This is a genomic window from Burkholderia sp. BKH01, from assembly GCF_025685725.1.
Lineage (GTDB): Bacteria > Pseudomonadota > Gammaproteobacteria > Burkholderiales > Burkholderiaceae > Burkholderia > Burkholderia pyrrocinia_C.
Window position 1 is genome coordinate 27,308 of record NZ_JAOTQT010000021.1, and the last position, 19,189, is coordinate 46,496.

Here is a 19,189-nt window from a genome sequence, read left to right on the forward strand (position 1 = left end):
CGCTTCAACCGGCCTTGCGAACCGACGGCTGCGCGACCAGTTCGCCGAGCACGCGGATCGCGCGCTCGATGTCGTGGCTCCACGGATGGCCGAAGTTCACGCGCACGCAGCGCTCGAAGCCGTGCGCCGCCGAAAACAGCGGCCCCGGCGCGAAGCTGATCCCGCGCGCGATCGCCTGGCGATGCAGTTCCATCGCGTCGATCGCTTCGGGGAACGCGAGCCACAGGAAATACCCGCCTTCGGGCCGCACCCATTCGACGCCGGCCGGCAGCCAGCGCCGCAGCGCATCGTCCATCCGGTCGAGCTGCGTATGCAGCGCGCCGCGCAGCTTGCGCAGATGGCGGTCGTAACCGCCGTGTTCGAGATAGTTCGCGATGCCGGCCTGCGCGGGAATGCTCGCCGACAGCGTCGTCATCAGCTTGAGCCGCTGCACCTTCTCCGCGAACCGGCCGGCGGCGGCCCAGCCGATCCGGTAGCCGGGCGCGAGCGTCTTCGAGAACGAACTGCAGTGCATCACGAGGCCATGCCGGTCGAACGCGCGCGCGGGCAGCGGATAGTCGGGGCCGAAATGCAGTTCGCCGTAGACGTCGTCCTCGATCAGCGGTACTTCGCGCGCCGCGAGCAGGTCGACGAGCGCGCGCTTTTTTTCCACGGACAGCGTGACGCCGGTCGGATTCTGGAAGTTGGTCATGAACCAGCACGCGCGGATGTCGTGCCGGTCGAGCGCGTTCGCGAGCGCATCGAGATCGAGGCCCGTGCGCGGATCGACGGGAATCTCGACTGCACGCAGGTCGAGCCGCTCGATCGCCTGTAGCGCCGCGTAGAAGCCGGGCGCTTCGACGGCGACGACGTCGCCGGGCCGCGTGACGGCCATCAGGCACAGGTTCAGCGCTTCGAGCGCGCCGTTCGTGACGACGATCTCGTCGATCGGCTGCGACACGCCCGTCGCGAGATAGCGCCGCGCGATCTGCTGGCGCAGCGCCTCGTTGCCGGGCGGCAGGTCGACGACCGTGCTCCACGGGCTGACGAGCCGCGTGGCCTGCGCGAGCGACTTCGCGAGGCGCTGCAGCGGAAACAGGTGCGGCGACGGGAACGCGGAGCCGAGCGGCACGATGCCGGGCTGCGTCGCCGCGTCGAGGACGGAGAACACGAGGCTGCTGATGTCGACCTTGCGCGATGCGCCGGCACGGCTCGCGCGGCGCTTCGCGGCCGGGCCTGCTTCGGGCGTTGCGCCCGGCGCGACGTAGTAACCCGAGCGTTCGCGCGCGCGGATCAGCCCCCACTGTTCGAGCAGGTAGTACGCGCGAAACACCGTCGACTGGCTCACGCCGTGCTGCGCGATGATTTGCCGCAGCGAAGGCAGGCGCGTGCCGACCGCGAGGTTGCCGTTGCGGATGTCGTCGGCGATCGTGTGGGCGAGGGTTTCGTAGCGTTTCATCGGCGTGGACGGGGGCGCCTTCGCCGCGTGCGGGCCGGAGTGGCGCCGCGCCGGCGGGCGCGGGTCATTGTCCGATGCACGGCCCGAAAAGAAAAGCGCGGGCGGCGCGGCGAGGGTGCCGCTGCGGCGCCGGAACGAGCTGCTCGACACATATCCGCCGAGCCCGGCCGCCGGGAATCGCGAGCAGCGCGGGCAGCATGCCCCACGTGCCGAGCGACGCGAGCGAGAAGCCGCGCGACTGCAGCAGGTCGCTCGGGAACCACGTGATGAAGCAGTAGATCGCGAAGTTCACGCAGGCGTGGCGCTGACGGTCATTCCCGCGGACGGAGGCGGACCGGCGCAATCGGGGCGTCGACGGTCGCAGGCACGCGTGCGACGCATGCGGTGCGTCGTCACCGCAACCGTCGTCGCGATGCGAACCGGCCAACGTCCGGCAACGCGCATTCTTCTGATCATTCCTCGCCCGGCTTGCCGCTCTCCTGCGCCCGCAACGAGATCGGATCGACGCTGCGTCGCGCACGTCGCCGTCTGCATGCGCGACGCCTGCCGCGTGCGGCTATTTCCAATTGCGCGCCCGTATTTTTTATGGTCTTGTTGCGGGATATCGCATCGACTCGAAAAAGGATAGTCGAATGCAGCCGGGCGATTCATACGGGGTCCGTTTCATCAGGGGAATCGGCACGCGTACGCGCGCCCGCGGCGCCGTGCGCGTGCTGCTCGTCATCTTGACGCTGGGCTTGCTGGCGCCCGGCCTGCCGGCTTTCGCCGACTCTCCCGAAACCGTCAACGACAGCGTGCTGCGCGTGCTGGCCTGGCCCGGCTATGCGGATCGCGACGTCGTCCGCGCATTCGAGGCGCGGTTTCATGTGCGTGTCGAAGTGACGTTCGTCGATTCCGACGAAGCACTGTGGGCGCGGATGCACAGCGCGGCGCCGCCGCCGTACGACGTGCTGGCCGCGAACACGGCCGAGATCCAGCGCTATGCGCACGAACGCCTGCTCGCGCCGATCGACCTGGCGCGCATCCCGAACCGGCGGCGGCAGTTGCCGAACTTCCGGCAGCTCGCGACGATCGGCGGGCTCGTGCGGGACGGCGCGACCTATGCGATCCCGTTCACGTATTCGTCGATGGGGTTGATATACGACCGCAAGCAGGTCCCGGCCGCGCCGCGCTCGATGCGCGAGCTGTGGAATCCGCGCTATCGAGGCAAGGTGCTCGATTTCAACAGCGCGCAGCACAATTTTTCGTTCGCGGCGCTGGCGCTCGGTTATCCCGATCCGTTTCGACTGTCGTCCGCGCAGACGCTCGCCGTCGCGCGCAAGCTGATCGACCTGCGCCGCAACCTGCTGACGTACTACACGCTCCCAGAAGAGGCGACCGCGCTGTTCGTCCGGCATCGCGCGGCGCTGATGTTCGGCAACTACGGCACGCAGCAGGTCGAGCTGTTGCGTCGCGCCGGCGCGGACGTCGGTTATGTGATTCCGGACGAAGGCGCGCTTGCGTGGCTCGATTGCTGGGCCGTCACGCGCGGCGCGCAGCGTGACGACCTCGCGTTCGCGTGGATCAACTACATGCTCGAACCGGCGATCGGCGCGCTGTTGACCGAGCGCCAGGGGCTCGCGAATACGCTCGAGCCGCCGCCGGGCCTCGACACGGGGCACCAGCATCTCGTGTGGCTCCAGCCCGTCGAGGACATCGAGCGGCGCGAATCGCTGTGGAGCCGCATCGTGTCGGGCGACCGGCCGGAGCGGTTCGACAAATGATCCGGCTCGGGCTCACGTCGAAGCTGTCGGCGCTGTTCGCGTGCATCGGCGTGATCGCGTCCGGCACGACCGGCTATTACGCGTATCACGCGAACCGCACGATGCTCGTGCAGGAAGCGCAGCACAGCCTGCTGATGTCGACCCAGCTGCTCGGGCAGCGCTTCACGACCGCGCTGTCCGACGTCGCCGCCGATGCGCTCGTGCTCGCGCAGTTGCCGTCGTCCGCGCTCGTCGCGGGCAGCGACACTCCGGACAGCGCGCGACACATGCGGCTCGAGCAGGTGTATTACAGCTTCATGAAAAATCATCCGGAATACCTGCAGATTCGGTTGATCGAGGGCGGGCAATTCGGGCTCGAGCGCATTCGCGTCGATCGCGATGCGCACGGCATCGTCGTGCTGCCGGAAAGCGCGTACCAGGAAAAAGGACAGTTTTCCTACGTATTCGATACGCTCGCGACGGCGCCCGGTCATATCTACGTGTCGCCGATCGCGATCAACCACGAGACGGGTTCGCACGCGGCCGAAGGGCTGCCGATCCTGCGCGTGGGCACGCCGGTCGTCGACACGTCGGGCCAGACGGTCGGCGCGCTCGTCGTCGATGTCGAACTGTCGCGCGTGTTCGACCGGCTCGAACGCGATCTGCCGGAAGACTATGCGGTGTATCTCGCGAACGAGTGGGGCGATTTCCTCGTGCATCCCGATCCGGCGCAGACGTTCGGCTTCGATCGCGGCCGGCGCGTGCTGATGCAGGACCGTTTTGCCGTCACGCGCGAACTGTTCGACGGCGCGCGCACGAGCGTGACGCTCAATGGCCTCGAGCAGCCCGACGCGGCGCCGGGGCAGATGTTCGCGTTCGCGCGCACGCCGTTCGGGCAAGACGAGGGCAACCGCTTCGTCGTGCTCGGGATGGCGCGTCCGCTTGCCGACGTGCTGGCGCCGGCCGGCGTGCTCGGCGATCGGATCGTCCGGATGGTGCTCGTGTCGAGCCTGATGGCGGTGATCCTCGCGATCCTGTTCGCGAGCGCGATCACGCGGCCGCTGCAGGCGCTCGCGCGTGCCGCGACGCACGTGTTCGACGATCCGGCCGCCGAACGGCTGCCGGTCGGACGTGCCGACGAGATCGGCGTGCTCGCGCGCTGTTTCGACAGCATGCGTGTCGAGATCCGCACGCAGGTCGCGATGCTGCGCGCGAAGCAGCAGGAGCTCACGCACCTCGCCGGCCACGATCCGCTGACCGCGCTGCCGAACCGCCTGCTGTTCATGGAGCATCTCGATGCCGCGATCCGGCATGCCGCGGCGGTGCGCGAAGGGCTGGCCGTGATGTTCGTCGATCTCGACCGCTTCAAGCAGATCAACGACCAGCACGGGCATTCGGCCGGCGACCGCACGCTCGTCGCGGTCGCGAAGCGGCTGAGCCTCGCACTGCGCAACGGCGACATGGTCGCCAGGCTCGGCGGCGACGAATTCATCGTGCTGATTGCGGATGTGCGATCGCCGGCGATGATCGCCGATGTCGCGTCGCGCATCCAGATCGTGATGGCCGAGGAGCTGGAGTTCGGCGACCGGCGTGTGGCCGTCGGTGCGAGCATCGGCGTCAGCGAGTTTCCGGCCGACGGCTCGTCGGCCGAGGAGCTGCTCGTCAAGGCCGACGCGGCGATGTACGCGGCGAAGGCGTCCGCGCAGTGCGCGTACGTGCGCTATCAGGACCTGGTCGGCGGCGCCGTCGCGACGGACCCGGCCGAGGCCGGCCGCGTCGCATCGGGCGGCAGCCGGTGATCACCGGCCGATAAAACACGCGATGCAAACGCAACGAGCCCGTCACGGACGGGCTCGTTGCATGTGCGGACTGCGCGCGGGGCGCGCAGCGGCAGGCTTAATGACCGAAGTAGACCGAGTCGCGCGGGCTTTGCGCCTTGGCGGCCGGCGCGCCGCCCTGGACGGTCGCGGCCGGTTGCGCACCGTAGCCGGTATTGTCGGCGGCGCGCACGCGGGCTTGCGCGGCCTGGATGTCGTCCGGGTAGTGCGGGCTCGACAGGCCCGGCGTGTAGCCGGCTTTTTCGAGCTGGACCAGTTCGTTCTTCACTTGTGCGCGGGTCACGGTGCTTTGGGCGAATGCACCGAACGAGGCGGACAGGGCGACAGCGGCAACGACTGCGGAAACGAGCGATTTCATGATGACCTCCGATGTTTGTCTTGGCTTTCCGCGTTCGACACCATGTCGTAAGCGGTTGATTACATCGTAGGCGCCGGTCGGCCTAGGGTAAACGTGGATTTCGGCGAAAGATCGTTGCGGCTGGGGTAACAATTCCGGGATAAATACCTTCTGTCCCCATTCGATATTGCCGGATTTGCAAGAGCGCGGTGGGGCTGGCGGGCGTTGCTCACGCGCGGGCGCGTGGTGGCAACGGGGGCGGTGGAGATGATGCGGGCGAGCCGCGGTGCGGCCGGATCAGACGCCGTCGTCGTCGATTTCCTTGCGCTCCCGGCGTTCCTCGTTGCCGCGGCGCGCGCGCAGGCGCTGGCGCGACAGGACGGCGATCACCTGCTGGGTGGGCGCGCCGGACGGCAGCTCGTTGCGGATGCGATCGGGCACCATCGGCAGGCCCGCGCGCTGCCGGCGCAGCGCCTTTGCGATTGCCCGGCGGCATTCGTCCCCGTGGCAATCCCATTCATCGCGAACTCTCTGGCAATAACGGCATTGTTCCATCGGGACAGTCTAACGCGTCTTCGGGAACCGGGCAGGGCGCAGGGCCGAACACGTCAAGCGCCGGGTGCGGCGCTCGCGAGCGCTTGCGCGTGCGACTGGAAGCGGTGGTGTTCTTCCGGCGGCACGAGCGAGCCGCCCGTTGCCCAGATGACGTGCGTCGACCGGCGCATGTCGATCGCGTGGCGACGCACGTAGTCGCGGCCGGCGGACGACCGCGTCAGCCAGCCGGGCCCGCCGACGGCAGCGGCGGCCGACGGCTCGAGTTCCACGCCGGTGGTGCGCCGAACCGCCAGCAGTTGCGCGTAGAGCTGCTCGTCGCTGACGGTGAAGACGCCCGACAACTGCGATGCCATCAACGGACCGACAAGGTGCGATGCCTGTGCGACCGCAAGGCCGTCGGCTTCGGTCCGGTTGTCGAGCCCCACGTCGTAGACGGACACCGGCTTGTCGACCCCGGCGGCAAGCTGGACCAGCATGCATGGCGAAGCGACGGGCTCGGCGAAAAAGCAGTGCACGTGCTTGCCGAACAGCGCGTTGAGACCATAGGCGATGCCGCCCGGCGCACCGCCGACACCGCACGGGATATGGACGAAGAGCGGATGCGCCGCGCTCACGATGCGGCCCGCCGCGGCGAGCTGCGCGGCAAGATGCCGGGCGCTTGCGGCATAACCCAGGAACAGCATCAGCGAGCCTTCGTCGTCGACGAAATGGCAACGCGGGCGATTGCGCGCCTGCGATCGTCCGGCCGCGACGGCTTGCGCATAGTCGCCGTCGTGCTCGACCACGCGAACGCCGCGGTTTCTCAGGCGTGCCTTCTTCCACGGCTTCGCGTCGGTCGACATGTGAACGACCGACTCGAACCCCAGCGCGGCGGCCATCACGCCTATGCTCAAGCCGAGATTGCCGGTGCTGCCCACGATGACGGTGTGCGCGGCAAACAGCGCGCGTGCGGCGGCCGACGCGAGGATCCGCCGGTCTCCCGCGGGTTCGAGCAGCCCGTGTTCGATCGCGATCGACTCCGCGAGCGCCAGCACTTCATGAAAGCCGCCGCGCGCCTTGATCGAACCCGCGATCGGCAGCGCATCGTCGCGCTTGATGAACCAGGCGCCGTGCTCGTCGGCCGAGTGCGACAACGCGCGCTGCAAGTCATCCGCCGGCATCAGCGGCGACTCGATTTTCCCCGCAGTTGCCGCGAGCTCGGGAAACAGCTCGGCCATCAGCGGCTCGCATCGCGCCAGCCGCGCTTCGGCCGCTGCAATGGCGTCGAACGACGGCGCGTCCTGCGGCAACGGGCTGCCGGCATCGGGGTTCAGCCACAGCAATGGGCGGCGGGATTGCAGTTCAGCTAATAGGTTGGCGGGTTGGAGCGTGGCGGTCACGGATCGGCCTCGGTGTCGTTCAGCAGAATGATGACGGGTAATGCTACGATTTCGGCCGGTGGCGCGAAAGCGCCGATTTCTAATGGAAGCATTAGCCTGGCTTATATCCATGCGACTGGACGGTTCGATTCTCGGTGCGTTGCTCTGCTTTGAAACCGCCGGCCGACTGCTGAGCTTCACGAAGACGGCACAGGCGTTCAACCTGACGCAAAGCGCCGTGAGCCAGCAGATCCGGCACCTGGAGGACCGGCTCGGCTATCCGCTGTTCGTTCGTCAGGCGCGCGGGCTGAAGTTGACGGAGAAAGGCGCGACGCTGCTCGGGACGATGTCGGGCGCGTTCGGCGACATCAATCGCACGCTTCAGGCGCTCGGGATGCCGAACGCGCCGTTGCAGGTGAGCTGTCTGCCGTCGCTTGCGCTGCAATGGCTGATGCCGCGCCTGACCGAGTTTCACCGGCAACAGCCGAACGTGTCGGTGCGCGTGAAAGCCGAGTTCCAGTTGCTGGACCGGCAGGCGATGGAAACCGACGACATCGATGTGGCGGTGCGCTACGACCCGGTGCAATACAGCCGGCTGCATGCCGACGCGATCCTCGACGAAACCCTGTTTCCGGTCGCGACGCCTGCGTATCTGGCGCAACATCCGTCGTTCGCCGGCGGGGAGTCGCTCGACGGCGTCGTGCTGCTGCACGATGCCGCGCCGTGGGCCGGCGCGCCCGAGTTCGTGGAGTGGCGCACGTGGCTGGAGGAAGCCCGTCCGGCGTGGAGCGCGCATCTGGACGGTCCACAGTTCAATTTCTCCAGCCTTGCGATCACGGCCGCGCTGAACCATCAGGGCGTCGCGATGGGCCGCGCAGCGCTGGTGCATGACGAAATCGTGAGCGGACGGCTGGTCGACGTGTTCGGAACGCACGTGCGCGCGCCGGCGCGCTACATGCTGCTGTCACGCAATCCCGACGATCCGCGCACCGCGGCGTTTTCGGACTGGCTCAAGGCCGAGTGCGCGCGCTTCGACGAAGCACGGTCGCAATGGTTTTCGAACGGGAATGGATGCCGGTGACGATGTCGCTTCGTTCGCGCGGCGCTTTCGTCGGGAAGCATCGACCACGGCCGATTGAATGGGACTGCGAAGCAATCGGGTCAGGAAGCGTGCGTGAAACTACGATTTCCCATCCGTCTCCATACGGATTCCTTGCAGGCCGGTGGGATCGCGCGGTTTACCTGAGCGACCAGATTCCCCAGACGGCGATCAACAGGCCAAGGCCGAGTCCGCAGCCAAGCAACACATAAGTTTCCATCTCGTGCCTCTGAAAGCGGGGCAGCGCCGACGTCGGCATCAGCGTGCGGGCAGAAAATCGGTAACGTGTCGTCCGCGCCGTCGGGCGGAGCGAAACGCCGGGCCCGCGAATATTACGCTTTGCAGCTTTCAGAACGCATGCGCGATCGATGGCGGCGCGTCGATCGTCATTTCTTGCCCGCGTGCCCGCTGTCCGTTTGAGCGACGGGCGATCCGCCATGCCTGAACACGCCCGATTTCCAGATCATCTGCGATGCCGCGGCGAGCACGAACAGCAGCACGACCATCCGGAAGATCCTCGGCGACATCTTGTCCCGCAGCGGGCGGACGAGCCACATGCCGGCAATGGCGGGCAGGCTGGCCGCCGCCGAGATGGCCAGGTCGGCGGCGCTGGCGTGCGCGGTGCCGCTGAACGTCGTGATCAGCGTGACGATCGACACGACGAGGATGATCGCGATCTGCTTCGTGAATACGCGCCCGGTCGCGCCTGACGAAATCAGGTAGGTGGCGAGCAGCGGGCCCGGAACCGATGCGATGCTTTCCATCAGCGCCGCGCCGAACCCGAGCGCGAATCCGACGGGCTTCTGCCACGCGTCCGGCAGGTTGAGCTTCGGCGCGGCGAGCATCAGCGTCGCGGCAACGATCAGCAGTGCGCCCGATGCCGCCTGTGCGTGCCCCGGATTGAGGGAGAGCAGGATCGCCACACCGACGATATTGCCGATGACGGTGCCCGCGATCGGTGCCGCGATTTTCCGGGCCGTCGCCAGCACCTGGCCGCCTTCGAGCGCCTGCGGAATGTTGCCGAGGATGATCGGCATCGACAGCAGCAGTACCGCATGCCGGATCGGCAGGAACTGGCTGAGTATCGGCATCGCGATCAGCGGCACGCCGATGCCCGTGATCCCCTTGGCCATGCCGCCCAGCAGCAGCGCGACGGCGATGCCGGCCAGGTCGAACGCGGTAAGCCCCTGCAGGCTGGAGACCAGCACACCTTCAGTCAGATTGAAGTGAATCATGGAATGGCATGTCGCGGCATCACCGGCAGCGAGCGCGGTCGATGGAGCCTGTTGCGGTCACGTGCGTTCCGCACGCATTCGTTTTGGTCTGGCTTGAACCGGTCATCCGATCGCATGGCAGCGCCTTTGGTGCGGCCTGCGGGCGCGCGGCCCTTCAGGCCGGCAGGTCGTACCGGCAAGCATGAGCAACGCGGCGGCGTGGTTCAACATGGGTTCTCGCCCGCCGGCCGGTGCGTATGCAATCGGCGTGGCGGATCGAGCTTGCATCTTACCTGAGCGCTGCCGGAGGACGTTCGGCTCGATCGCTGCGCGGCGCCGGGTGCGATGCCGTCTGCCGTATCGTCGGTCGGGTTCAATATAATTCATGATGCTTTGCCGCCTCATGTGAAACATACATGCCCTGGAACAAGGAGACCCGATGACGCTTGCGCAGTTGCAGGCACTGGCCGCCGTAGTCGAACTCGGCTCGCTGACGGCCGCGGCCGACAAGCTCAGTCGCAGCCAATCCGCGATCAGCCATGCATTGACCGAGCTGGAGGACATCACGCAGGTCAAGCTGCTCTGGCGTGACCGGCAGCCGGTCGTGTTGACGGCGGCGGGCGAACGCCTGTGGCCGTATGTCCAGAGCGTGGTGCGTGAAGCTCAGATGCTGCGCCAGCAGTTCAGCCTGTCGCGCGGCAAGCTCGAAGGGAAGCTGGTGGTCGCGTCGCTGCCGAGCGTCTCGCTGGCGTTCGTCGTCCCCGCGCTCGAGGCGTTGAAGGAGATGCACCAGGGCGTGTCGGCGGTGCTGCTCGAAGGCACGGACAGCGAAGTCGAAGGGTGGATCGACGACGGCACCGCCGACATCGGCGTGGTGGCCGGCACGAAGACCTTCGCGCACAATCTGCCGCTGCTCGACGAGGATTTTGTCGCGGTGGCGGCGGACGGCATGTTCGGCGGCCGCAAGAGCGTGTCGGCAAAACAGTTGTCCGCGGCGCCGTTCATTTTCTCGAAGGCAGGGTGCGGGCCGCTGATCGCGGATTACTTCATGCGTGGCGGTGCGCCGCTTCGGGCCGCGTTCAACGTGGTCGAGATGCGCACCATTCTTTCGATGGCGGAGGCCGGCATGGGCGTGTCGATCGTTCCGCGCATCACGCTCACGTACACGCCGTTCGGCGGCCGCGTGCTGGAACTGTCGCCGAGGCTGCATCGTTCCGTGCGGTTGTCGTGGAACGTGGCCGGCAACGCGGTTACCGACGAGTTCGTGAGGCTCGTCGACGCACAACGCGTCAAGGCGGGGAAGACGATCCAGACGCGCGCAAAGAAGGGCAGGTAACCCGCGATCCGCACGATGAAAAGCGCTCATGGGGGGCTTGCAATTTACTCATGCTGAAGATGGTCGAGATGCAATACATTGTTCGAACCTCGTCAACTTGACTGCTCTGCCGCGAAGGAGACTGCCGTGCCGGCCTTGCCCACCCTGTTTGCGTTCGGACTCGTGTCGCTCGGCATGGTGCTGACACCCGGACCGAACATGATCTACCTGGTTTCGCGCTCGATTTGCCAGGGCCGCCGCGCGGGGCTCGTGTCGCTCGGCGGCGTCGCGCTGGGGTTCGTTTTCTACATGTTTTGCGCGGCGCTCGGCATCACCGCGCTGGTGCTGACCGTGCCGTATGCGTACGACGTGCTGCGCTTTTCCGGCGCGCTCTATCTGTCGTACCTGGCGTGGCAGGCGCTCAAGCCGGGCGGCCGCTCCGCGTTCCAGGTCCGGCAGTTGCCGCACGACAGCCGCGTCAGGCTCTTCACGATGGGTTTCGTCACGAACCTCGCGAATCCGAAGATCGCGGTGATGTATCTGTCGCTGCTGCCGCAGTTCATTTCACCGGGGCACGGTAGTGTGCTCGCGCAATCGCTGGCGCTCGGCTGCGTGCAGATCGCGGTGAGCGTCAGCGTCAACGCGTTGATTGCCTGCATGGCCGGTTCCATCGCGGGATTTCTGGCGGGACGGCCGGTCTGGGCGTCGATCCAGCGCTGGTTGATGGGCACCGTGCTCGCCGGATTGGCGGTGCGTATCGCGCTGGAATCGCAACGCTAGAGCGGGCGGCTTGCGGTTCGCGCAGCCGCAGCCAGCAACCCTGCTTCCCGTCGGAAGCATCCCGCATCGTCACCCGGGGCAATTGCCCTTGGCATCCTTCCCGACCGGGACGGGTGCGGCCTTTTCACTGCGTCGGCCGCGTGTCGCGAGCCAGCACAGGATCGATCCGCCGCAAACCATCACCGCGCCTTGCCAGAATTCGACGGGCAGCGGCGCATGCAGCAGCGTTGCGGCGAGCGCGGCGGCGAGCACCGGTGTCAGGTACGACGCGCCGACGATGATCGTCACGTTGCCGTGCATGATGCCGGTGTTCCATGCCGCATAGCCGAACCCCAGCGCCGACGCAGCCAGCACGAGATAGATGACCGCGTGAAGGCTGAACGTCATGGCGCCGCCGCCCTCGATCGCGAACTTGATCCAGAGCGCCGCTGCGACCAGCATGAAGAACGGCGTGACGCCGTTCTTGCCGTCGGCAATGCGTGCCGTCACCGTGCAATAGCCGGCCCAGATCAGCGCGCCGAAGAAGGCGAGGCCATAGCTCAGCGGATTGTCCGCGACGTTGCGCAGCATGCCGGCCGGATCGAGCCCCTGGTCGCCGCCGAGCACCCAGCAGATGCCGAGCATCGACAGCAGGACGCCCGGCACGACCAGCAGGTTGGCACGCTGCTTGTTGAACACGATGGCCGCGACCAGCGTCAGGCTCGGCCACAGGTAGTTGACCATCGCGACTTCGATCGCCTGCCGGCCGTTGCTCGCATATCCGATCGACAGCGCCAGGCACAGCTCGTACGAGACGAACAGCAGTCCGCCCCAGAGCAGGTAGCTTTTCGGGAACTTGCTCAGGTCGGGGAAGCCGATCGAAAACAGCAGAAGCACGGACGCCACCGTATAGATCATCGCGGCGCCGCCGGTCGCACCGAGGCTTTCGCTGACCCCGCGGACGAGGGCAACCACCGAGGCCCACAACAGCACCGCGCCGAGCCCGGCGAGCGTTGCCTTGTTCTTGTTCTTGCGCTTCATGCTTCCTGCCTGTTTCAACATTCAAATTCGATTTCGGATGATGCGGTTGCGCTTGCGTGTACCGTCGTCGCGAACGGAAAAATCCGGTTGCGTCCGCAACCGGCAATGCAATACAGCTATTACGCCGAATACGCGTAGTTTAAATGGGCCGAGCCGGGGCGACCGAGCGGCGGACGTTGGTGGGGAGCGGCCGCGTGCGTGCGACCGATTCAGGCGTGTGCGGAACGCGGTAGCCGGTCATGCGTCGTCGATGCGCCATGTCGCACCGATTGCCGACAATGCGTGTCCGATCGAGTCGAGCATTGCGCTCCGCGTCGGCCCGAGTGTCGTGACGAGGAAGAACCCGTGTTCGTCGGTCGACAGGCCGATCAGCGGCCAGCCGCCGGTGTCATCGCGAATTTCGAGCCGTCGTCGGTCGGGATCGACGTCGATGTCGCCGTGTGTTTGCCGTAGCGCATCCGCGATTGCATCGAATGCGTCGGCCGACGGGGGCGTGTGGATGCGATATTCGAAACTCATCTTCATCGGCCGGAGTGCGAGGCGGCAGTCTAACCCGCTTCATCGCACGCCCATGCCTCGATGCCAATGCAACCGGCGCCCGCCGCAGCGGGCGCCAGCCCGATCACCGCTCGTGCCGCTTCTTGCTCAGCTCGATCGTCTCGAACAGTTCGTACTGCGCGGTCGGGTGCTGATCGGCGCCCGGCGCGTGGTAGTAGCGCATCGTGATCGTCGTGTGGCCGCCCGGCTTGCCCGGGTCGTGGTCGAACACCGCGATCCCGTAACCGGTGCCCGTATCGCGGCGCGCGGACCAGATCGCATCCTCGAGCGCATCGGCCGGCTTGCGTACGAACGTGTTCGGCGCGGTGCCCGGCACCGGCCGGTTCGGCTTCGTGAACACCTTCGCCTGCGCATAGCCGGTCGACGGGTTCTCGCCGTACACGTCGAGCGGCGCGCTGGTGCCGCCGCCGCCGAGGATCAGGTGGATCGTGCCGTGGCTCGTGTCGAACGTCGTGCGATCCGGGTCGTTCGAGCCGACCGGGCGCGGCTGCAGCGTCTCGACCACTTCGCCGGTCGTCGCGTCGACGCCCGCGCGGTGATTGCAGCCGCGCACCGGGTAGCTGCGCTCGTAGTCGTGATCGTGGCCGCACAGCACGAGGTCGACGCCGTAACGATCGAACAGCGGCAGCCATGCCTCGCGAATGCCTTTGTCGGAACCGTTGCCCGTCTTCGACGAACTGAGCGCGTCCTGGTGCATCTGCACGACGATCCAGTCGATGTCGTCGTCATGCGCCGCATGGCGCAGCGTGTGTTCGAGCCAGCGCGTCTGCTCGCCGTTGCTGTAGCCGCGCACGTAGAACGACGTGCCGGGCTCGATCGGCGGGTGGCCCGTGCTCGCGGCCGGCACGAGCGGGGCGGGGCCGCCGACGAACGCGGCGGCGTCCTGGTACACGACGTCATCGGCGTCGAGCGACACGAACAGCACCGAGCTCACGCGGAAGCTGTACCAGCGGCCCGGGAAACGCGTGCCGTTCTCCGGCAGCGTATAGCGCGCGAGATACGAGTCGAGCCCTTGCGGACCGTTGTTGAACTCGATCTCGTGATTGCCGGGGCACGGCATCCACGGGCGATTCGCGGCCGACGTCTGGTTGTTGTTGCCGAAGTCGCGCCACACCTCGGGCTGGTGCGCGGGGTTCAGGTTCGCGTAGCAGAGGTCGCCGTTCAGCAGGTGGAACAGCGGCTGGAACTGCTCGACGGCCTGCACCGCGAAGCGGCTCTGCGGCGACGACAGCACCCATGCGCCGTTCGGCGTCGCGAGATCGCCGTAGCTCGTGAAGCGGAACGGCGCGCGGCCGCGCGGCGCGGTCGAGAAATTCGCGGCGAACGGCTGCGCGGCGTTGCTGTCGTTGTCGGCCGTGATCTCGTAGCGGTAGCGCGTATCCGGCTTCAGCCCGTGCACGCGCGCGTGGTACGCGAACACGGTTTCGCCGTTCAGGCCGTCGGTGTACAGGCGCTGGACGCCGTGCACCGTGCGCGGCGGCTCGCCGTCGGCGACGATGCGCGCGCGCGGATTGACGGCCGGTGCGAGCGACGCCCACGAGATCACGACTTCGGACGTCGGGTCGTTGCCCCACGTCAGATGGACCTGTTCGGGCGTGCCGTCCGGATTCGACGCGGCGGCCCGGGCGGCCGCGAGCCCGCCGGCAGCGGTGGCAAGGCCGGATACGCCGGCGAGTTTCAGGAAGCCGCGACGCGACACCGACGCGGCCGGCTCGTTCGGCTGATCAGGGAGATTGTCCTGGTTCGACATGGTCGTGATTTTCGTTGATGGGGACGCGAGACGTGGAACCGCGCGGCCATGCGCGAGCGCGGCCGGGGCGTGTGCCGGAAACGAGCGGGATCCCGGTGACACGCATTGTCGAGGGGCAGTTTTGCCGCGTTGTGACAGCACGGCAAGCCTGCGCGTGTGGCGGCCGATACGAAGAATCGCGCATCGCGCGCCATCCGGTCCGCTCCAAAGCGCGCTCGGTCGCCCCGAAATTTATTCGCCAACCTCGCGACGGATTTCTCTTGCCCGCGCCGTTTAACGCATGAACGACCGCTTCCGGTCGATGCCCGTTACTTCGGAGTCTTTCATGAAACTTTCTGTTCCATTGCGATTTGCCGCCGGATGCGTGGCTGCGCTGGCGGCGTCCGCCGCCTTCGCGCAGGCCGTCATCGTCGCGCCTTACGCACCGCCGCCATCGCGCGTCGAAGTGATGCCGGCGCCGCGCGCGGGCTACGTGTGGGACCAGGGCCACTGGCACTGGCGGCAGGGTCGCTACGTATGGATTCCGGGCCACTGGCAAGTGGTGCGCGTCGGTTACCACTGGGTGCCCGGGCACTGGGCCGCGCGCGGCCCGGCCTGGCGCTGGGTGCCGGGCCACTGGGCCTGATGCGCACGCCGCCGCGTGGCACGCGGTGCCGGCGCGGTGGATCCTTCACGCAATGTCATGAGTCGAAGCCATGCCTTTTCGAACTATCGTGATTCTGGCGGCCGTGGCCATCGTGCTGGCCGGCTGCGTCGTGGTGCCGGCGCGTCCGGTGTATTACCGGCCCGCGCCGGTCGTCGTATATTGAGCACGCCGTCCGACGGTCGCGTGACCGGGAGACAGGATCGATATGCCGCGCGAACCGGATGTCGATGAAACGGACATGGCCGACGCCGTGTGCGATGCCGCGCGCGATGCGCGCGGCGCCGCCGAACCGTCGGCGTGGCGCCGCGCGGCGATGGCCCGACGCATGCAAGGAGAGCACGACGATGAGCTTCAGCCGGGCGGCGGGGCGGCGCAATCGCGCTGCGCGACGGAGCAGGCGGCGTTGAGCGATCGCGGCGACCGCGATCCGGACGCGGAACTCGTCGCGCGCGTCGGCGCGCGCGATTCGTCGGCGGTGCGCGTGCTCGTCGCACGCAAGCTGCCGCGGTTGCTCGCATTGGCGACGCGCATGCTCGGCGACCGGAACGAAGCCGAGGACGTCGCACAGGAGACGTTCTTGCGAATCTGGAACCAGGCGCCGCGCTGGCGCGAAGGCGAGGCGCGCTTCGACACGTGGCTGCATCGCGTCGTGCTGAACCTGTGCTACGACCGGTTGCGCGGCCGGCGCGAGGAGCCCGTCGATACGTTGCCCGACGTGCCGGACCCGCAACCGGAGCCGGCCGCGCATGCGGAACTGCGCTCGCGCGACGCGCGCGTGCGGCAGGCGCTTGCCGCGCTGCCGCCGCGGCAGCGGGAAGCGCTCGTGCTCCAGTACTATCAGGAAATGTCGAATGTGGAAGCAGCCAACCTGATGGGCATCACCGTCGATGCGCTGGAAAGCCTGCTCGCCCGCGCGAGGCGCAACCTGCGCGCGCAACTGGCCGGCGACCCACCTAGCGAGGACAAGCGATGACACCCGAACGATTTCGTACCATCGTCGCCGCGTACGGCTCGGACGCGCGGCGCTGGCCGGACGGCGAACGCGCGGCCGCCGAGGCGTGGGCACGCGCGAACCCGCGCGAAGCGCTGCTGGCACTGGACGATGCCGCCGACCTCGATGCATGGCTCTCGTACGACATGGTCGCGCCGCCCGCGCCGGCGCTGGTCGAGCGCATCGTCGCGACGGCACCCGCGCCGCAACGCGCACGGCGGCGCGGCAACGTGTGGTGGTCGGGCGCCGCGTTCGCGGGCGTCGGCCTGGCCGGTGCGCTGGCGGGCGCGGTGGCCGTGTCGATGCTGATGCTCGGCAGCGTGCCGACGTCGCAGCATGAACCGGGTTATCTGACGACGACGTTCGGCGGCCCGAGCATCGACGGGAGCGACGAATGAGCGAACGCGGCTGGAAATTCATCCTCGTCGGCTCGGTCGTGCTGAACGTGTTCATGCTCGGCGCGATCGGCGGCGGCGTGTATCAGTGGTTCTCGACGCATCGCGACCAGCTTGCGGCGGGCGCGCCCGCGCAGCGCACCGCGTTGCGTTTCGCGGCGGAAGAATTGCCCGATGCGCGGCAGCGCGAGTTTGCCGCTGCGCTGAAAGCGGCGCGCAAGAACGGCCGCGATTTCGCGCGGGAAGGGCGCGACGGCCGGATCACCGTGCTGGATCTGCTCGCCGCGCCGCAACTCGATCGCGCGGCGATCGACGCCGCACTCGACCGCACGCGCGCGGCCGACACCGCGATGCGTGCGCAGGTCGAGCGCAGCGTCGTCGATTTCGCGGCGACGCTGACACCCGAAGAGCGCATGAAGTTCGTCGACGGATTGCAGCACAGCGGCAACTGGCGTCTGCCGCCGAGACTGCAGAAGAAGCCGGACGCGCCGGCGAGCCAGTAAGCATCCGGTAGCGCGACACGCGGCATGCGTGTCGCCGACATTCGCGTTCGATCATGCGCAATGCGTGCACGAGATGAATCGCATGCGCCGTTGCGTGTCGATGACTTGCGCACGTTGCCGTGCATCGCCTCCGCCGACTCTCCCGTTCCTCGTTTCTCCGATCCAAAAAATAGTTTGCCCTCCCCGCGACGGATTTCCGTGCGTGCCGACGTTAAACGTGGGTACGCACCGCCAGAGAGCCCGTCATGGACCACCCGAACGACACCACACCGGCCGCGATCGCGCTGAACCGCTTCGGTCTCGGCGCGCGGGCCGACGAAGCGCCGCCTGCCGACCCGAAGGCGGCGCTCGTCGCGCAATTCGACCGTTACGACGCGCGGCCCGCCGCGTGGGCCGGTGAACCGGACGCGGTCGCACTCGCGACGCGCTTCGCGAACGCGCGCAACGCGATGACGGGCGACGACGCGGCCGCGAAACGCGCGACCGCGCAATCGATCCGGCGCGACGGCTACGACGCGTATCGAAGCGCCGTCGCCGCACGGTTGAACAGCGCGCTGAACACGCCCGCGCCGTTCGTCGAGCGTCTCGTGCATTTCTGGGCGAACCATTTCGCGGTGTCGGTCGACAAGGGGCAGGTGGCCGCATACGCGGGCGCGTTCGAACGCGACGCGATCCGCCCGCACGTGCTCGGCCGCTTCGAGGACATGCTCGTTGCCGTCGAACAGCATCCCGCGATGCAGGTCTTTCTCGACCAGGCACGCTCGGTCGGCCCGGACAGCCCGGCCGCGCTGCGTGCTGAAGCACGCAATCCATCCGCGAAGCGCGGGCTCAACGAGAACCTCGCGCGCGAAATCATGGAACTGCACACGCTCGGCGTGCGCACCGGCTACACGCAAGCCGACGTGACGGAATTCGCGCGCGCATTGACGGGCTGGAGCGTCGCGGGCGGACGCGGGCCGCAGCCGGGCGATGCCGCGCCCGGCGCGTTCGTGTTTCGCCCGAAGCTGCATGAACCGGGCACGCGCACGGTGATGGGGCGCACCTACGACCAGCCGGGCGAAGCGCAGGCGCGCGCGATCCTGCACGACCTCGCGCGGTCGGATGCGACGGGCCGGCATATCGCGTTCCAGCTTGCCCGTCATTTCGTCGCCGACAATCCGCCGCCCGCGCTGACCGACCGGCTGGCACGCGCGTTCGATGCGAGCGGCGGCGATCTGCCGACCGTCTATCGCGCGCTCGTCGATGCGCCCGATGCGTGGTCGCCGGTCAACCGCAAGTTCAAGACGCCGTGGGAGTGGGCCGTGTCGTCGCTGCGCGGGCTCGGCTGGCGTGAGATGGACGATCGGGGCGACCTGAAGGCCGCGCCGCTGCTCGCGCAGCTCGGCCAGCCGGTGTGGCGGCCGGGCTCGCCGGCCGGCTACGACGATGTCGCCGCGAGCTGGGCCGCGCCCGACGCGCTCGTGCGCCGCGTCGAGATCGCGCAGCGCCTGGCCGCACGCACCGGCGACCGGCTCGACCCGCGCACGCTTGGCAACACACTGCTCGCCGGTTCGATGAGCGCGCCGACCGCGATCGCGCTGGCGCGTGCCGAAAGCGCGACCACGTCGCTCGCGCTGCTGCTCGTATCGCCCGATTTCCAACGGAGATGAA

18 protein-coding genes and 1 pseudogene are annotated in these 19,189 nt (G+C 67.8%); 10 read left to right on the forward strand and 9 right to left on the reverse strand.

The annotated features are described in order from the left end of the window. Positions 1-4: 4 nt before the first annotated feature. Both OEJ37_RS25520 and OEJ37_RS25525 read right to left on the reverse strand, forming a co-directional pair. Positions 5-1,438, reverse strand: a complete 1,434-nt coding sequence (locus OEJ37_RS25520; RefSeq protein ID WP_263346879.1) for a PLP-dependent aminotransferase family protein — start codon at positions 1,436-1,438, stop codon at positions 5-7. Positions 1,439-1,543: 105 nt separating this feature from the next. Continuing rightward, positions 1,544-1,733, reverse strand: a pseudogene (locus tag OEJ37_RS25525) (MFS transporter); the annotation flags it as partial. A gap of 337 nt (positions 1,734-2,070) precedes the next feature. On the opposite strand from OEJ37_RS25525, the gene OEJ37_RS25530 reads away from it, so the two are divergent. Both OEJ37_RS25530 and OEJ37_RS25535 read left to right on the forward strand, forming a co-directional pair. Continuing rightward, the gene (locus tag OEJ37_RS25530; protein WP_263346765.1) at positions 2,071-3,201 is read left to right on the forward strand and encodes an extracellular solute-binding protein; all 1,131 of its coding nucleotides are present in this window, start codon (positions 2,071-2,073) and stop codon (positions 3,199-3,201) included. Next, complete coding sequence (locus tag OEJ37_RS25535; protein WP_263346767.1) at positions 3,198-4,979, forward strand: diguanylate cyclase domain-containing protein; 1,782 nt, start codon at positions 3,198-3,200, stop codon at positions 4,977-4,979. The genes OEJ37_RS25530 and OEJ37_RS25535 overlap by 4 nt, the downstream gene beginning before the upstream one ends. A gap of 97 nt (positions 4,980-5,076) precedes the next feature. On the opposite strand, the gene OEJ37_RS25540 is transcribed toward OEJ37_RS25535, so the two are convergent. From OEJ37_RS25540 to OEJ37_RS25550, 3 genes are all read right to left on the reverse strand, one after another. Beyond that, positions 5,077-5,376 carry a DUF4148 domain-containing protein gene (locus OEJ37_RS25540; protein WP_175918060.1) on the reverse strand — a complete coding sequence of 100 codons (300 nt, stop codon included), beginning with the start codon at positions 5,374-5,376 and terminating at the stop codon, positions 5,077-5,079. A gap of 276 nt (positions 5,377-5,652) precedes the next feature. Beyond that, entirely contained in the window at positions 5,653-5,910 is a 258-nt protein-coding gene (locus tag OEJ37_RS25545; RefSeq protein WP_069617906.1) for a hypothetical protein, read from the reverse strand. Positions 5,911-5,963: 53 nt separating this feature from the next. Beyond that, positions 5,964-7,400 carry a D-serine ammonia-lyase gene (locus tag OEJ37_RS25550; protein WP_263346774.1) on the reverse strand — a complete coding sequence of 479 codons (1,437 nt, stop codon included), beginning with the start codon at positions 7,398-7,400 and terminating at the stop codon, positions 5,964-5,966. Between OEJ37_RS25550 and OEJ37_RS25555 the strand changes: the two genes are divergently transcribed. After that, the gene (locus OEJ37_RS25555; protein ID WP_263346882.1) at positions 7,399-8,349 is read left to right on the forward strand and encodes a LysR substrate-binding domain-containing protein; all 951 of its coding nucleotides are present in this window, start codon (positions 7,399-7,401) and stop codon (positions 8,347-8,349) included. The two genes, OEJ37_RS25550 and OEJ37_RS25555, sit on opposite strands and share 2 nt — an antisense overlap. 404 nt (positions 8,350-8,753) lie before the next feature. Here the strand turns inward: OEJ37_RS25555 and OEJ37_RS25560 are convergent, their stop codons facing one another. Further along, positions 8,754-9,602: a sulfite exporter TauE/SafE family protein gene (locus tag OEJ37_RS25560; protein ID WP_263346776.1), complete on the reverse strand. Its 849-nt coding sequence runs from the start codon at positions 9,600-9,602 to the stop codon at positions 8,754-8,756. A 418-nt stretch (positions 9,603-10,020) separates the two neighbouring features. Between OEJ37_RS25560 and OEJ37_RS25565 the strand changes: the two genes are divergently transcribed. Together OEJ37_RS25565 and OEJ37_RS25570 are read left to right on the forward strand one after the other, a co-directional pair. Next, positions 10,021-10,917, forward strand: coding sequence for a LysR family transcriptional regulator (locus OEJ37_RS25565; protein WP_263346779.1), 897 nt, complete (start codon positions 10,021-10,023; stop codon positions 10,915-10,917). Between the two features lie 126 nt (positions 10,918-11,043). After that, complete coding sequence (locus OEJ37_RS25570) at positions 11,044-11,676, forward strand: LysE family translocator (RefSeq protein ID WP_175918058.1); 633 nt, start codon at positions 11,044-11,046, stop codon at positions 11,674-11,676. 69 nt (positions 11,677-11,745) lie between these two features. Here OEJ37_RS25570 and yddG read toward each other — a convergent pair whose 3' ends face one another. The 3 genes from yddG to OEJ37_RS25585 all read right to left on the reverse strand — a co-directional run bounded on the left by yddG (position 11,746) and on the right by OEJ37_RS25585 (position 15,004). After that, positions 11,746-12,696: an aromatic amino acid DMT transporter YddG gene (gene yddG, locus OEJ37_RS25575; protein ID WP_263346783.1), complete on the reverse strand. Its 951-nt coding sequence runs from the start codon at positions 12,694-12,696 to the stop codon at positions 11,746-11,748. Between the two features lie 237 nt (positions 12,697-12,933). Further along, entirely contained in the window at positions 12,934-13,215 is a 282-nt protein-coding gene (locus tag OEJ37_RS25580; protein ID WP_263346784.1) for a hypothetical protein, read from the reverse strand. 103 nt (positions 13,216-13,318) lie between these two features. Then, positions 13,319-15,004, reverse strand: coding sequence for a purple acid phosphatase family protein (locus tag OEJ37_RS25585; RefSeq protein WP_174418629.1), 1,686 nt, complete (start codon positions 15,002-15,004; stop codon positions 13,319-13,321). Positions 15,005-15,329: 325 nt separating this feature from the next. Here OEJ37_RS25585 and OEJ37_RS25590 point away from each other — a divergent pair, with 325 nt between their 5' ends. The 5 genes from OEJ37_RS25590 (at position 15,330) to OEJ37_RS25610 (ending at position 19,188) form a co-directional block, all read left to right on the forward strand. Beyond that, positions 15,330-15,629, forward strand: a complete 300-nt coding sequence (locus OEJ37_RS25590; RefSeq protein ID WP_174418628.1) for a YXWGXW repeat-containing protein — start codon at positions 15,330-15,332, stop codon at positions 15,627-15,629. A 226-nt stretch (positions 15,630-15,855) separates the two neighbouring features. Next, positions 15,856-16,623: an RNA polymerase sigma factor gene (locus OEJ37_RS25595; RefSeq protein WP_174418627.1), complete on the forward strand. Its 768-nt coding sequence runs from the start codon at positions 15,856-15,858 to the stop codon at positions 16,621-16,623. Then, a complete protein-coding gene (locus OEJ37_RS25600) occupies positions 16,620-17,039 on the forward strand; it encodes a hypothetical protein (RefSeq protein WP_174418626.1) in 420 nt (139 codons plus the stop codon). Before OEJ37_RS25595 ends, OEJ37_RS25600 begins: the two co-directional genes overlap by 4 nt. After that, positions 17,036-17,539 (forward strand): periplasmic heavy metal sensor, encoded by a 504-nt coding sequence (locus OEJ37_RS25605; RefSeq protein ID WP_174418625.1) that lies wholly within the window; start codon positions 17,036-17,038, stop codon positions 17,537-17,539. The genes OEJ37_RS25600 and OEJ37_RS25605 overlap by 4 nt, the downstream gene beginning before the upstream one ends. A gap of 245 nt (positions 17,540-17,784) precedes the next feature. After that, positions 17,785-19,188 carry a DUF1800 family protein gene (locus OEJ37_RS25610; RefSeq protein ID WP_174418624.1) on the forward strand — a complete coding sequence of 468 codons (1,404 nt, stop codon included), beginning with the start codon at positions 17,785-17,787 and terminating at the stop codon, positions 19,186-19,188. Position 19,189 lies beyond the last annotated feature (1 nt).

Excerpts from the sequence above, each read along its gene's own strand:
- OEJ37_RS25520 (WP_263346879.1), bottom strand. The coding sequence starts at position 1,438 with ATGAAACGCTACGAAACCCTCGCCCACACGATCGCCGACGACATCCGC.
- OEJ37_RS25530 (WP_263346765.1), top strand. The coding sequence starts at position 2,071 with ATGCAGCCGGGCGATTCATACGGGGTCCGTTTCATCAGGGGAATCGGC.
- OEJ37_RS25535 (WP_263346767.1), top strand. The coding sequence starts at position 3,198 with ATGATCCGGCTCGGGCTCACGTCGAAGCTGTCGGCGCTGTTCGCGTGC.
- OEJ37_RS25540 (WP_175918060.1), bottom strand. The coding sequence starts at position 5,376 with ATGAAATCGCTCGTTTCCGCAGTCGTTGCCGCTGTCGCCCTGTCCGCC.
- OEJ37_RS25545 (WP_069617906.1), bottom strand. The coding sequence starts at position 5,910 with ATGGAACAATGCCGTTATTGCCAGAGAGTTCGCGATGAATGGGATTGC.
- OEJ37_RS25555 (WP_263346882.1), top strand. The coding sequence starts at position 7,399 with ATGCGACTGGACGGTTCGATTCTCGGTGCGTTGCTCTGCTTTGAAACC.
- OEJ37_RS25550 (WP_263346774.1), bottom strand. The coding sequence starts at position 7,400 with ATGGATATAAGCCAGGCTAATGCTTCCATTAGAAATCGGCGCTTTCGC.
- OEJ37_RS25560 (WP_263346776.1), bottom strand. The coding sequence starts at position 9,602 with ATGATTCACTTCAATCTGACTGAAGGTGTGCTGGTCTCCAGCCTGCAG.
- OEJ37_RS25565 (WP_263346779.1), top strand. The coding sequence starts at position 10,021 with ATGACGCTTGCGCAGTTGCAGGCACTGGCCGCCGTAGTCGAACTCGGC.
- yddG (WP_263346783.1), bottom strand. The coding sequence starts at position 12,696 with ATGAAGCGCAAGAACAAGAACAAGGCAACGCTCGCCGGGCTCGGCGCG.
- OEJ37_RS25580 (WP_263346784.1), bottom strand. The coding sequence starts at position 13,215 with ATGAGTTTCGAATATCGCATCCACACGCCCCCGTCGGCCGACGCATTC.
- OEJ37_RS25585 (WP_174418629.1), bottom strand. The coding sequence starts at position 15,004 with ATGTCGAACCAGGACAATCTCCCTGATCAGCCGAACGAGCCGGCCGCG.
- OEJ37_RS25590 (WP_174418628.1), top strand. The coding sequence starts at position 15,330 with ATGAAACTTTCTGTTCCATTGCGATTTGCCGCCGGATGCGTGGCTGCG.
- OEJ37_RS25595 (WP_174418627.1), top strand. The coding sequence starts at position 15,856 with ATGCCGCGCGAACCGGATGTCGATGAAACGGACATGGCCGACGCCGTG.
- OEJ37_RS25600 (WP_174418626.1), top strand. The coding sequence starts at position 16,620 with ATGACACCCGAACGATTTCGTACCATCGTCGCCGCGTACGGCTCGGAC.
- OEJ37_RS25605 (WP_174418625.1), top strand. The coding sequence starts at position 17,036 with ATGAGCGAACGCGGCTGGAAATTCATCCTCGTCGGCTCGGTCGTGCTG.
- OEJ37_RS25610 (WP_174418624.1), top strand. The coding sequence starts at position 17,785 with ATGGACCACCCGAACGACACCACACCGGCCGCGATCGCGCTGAACCGC.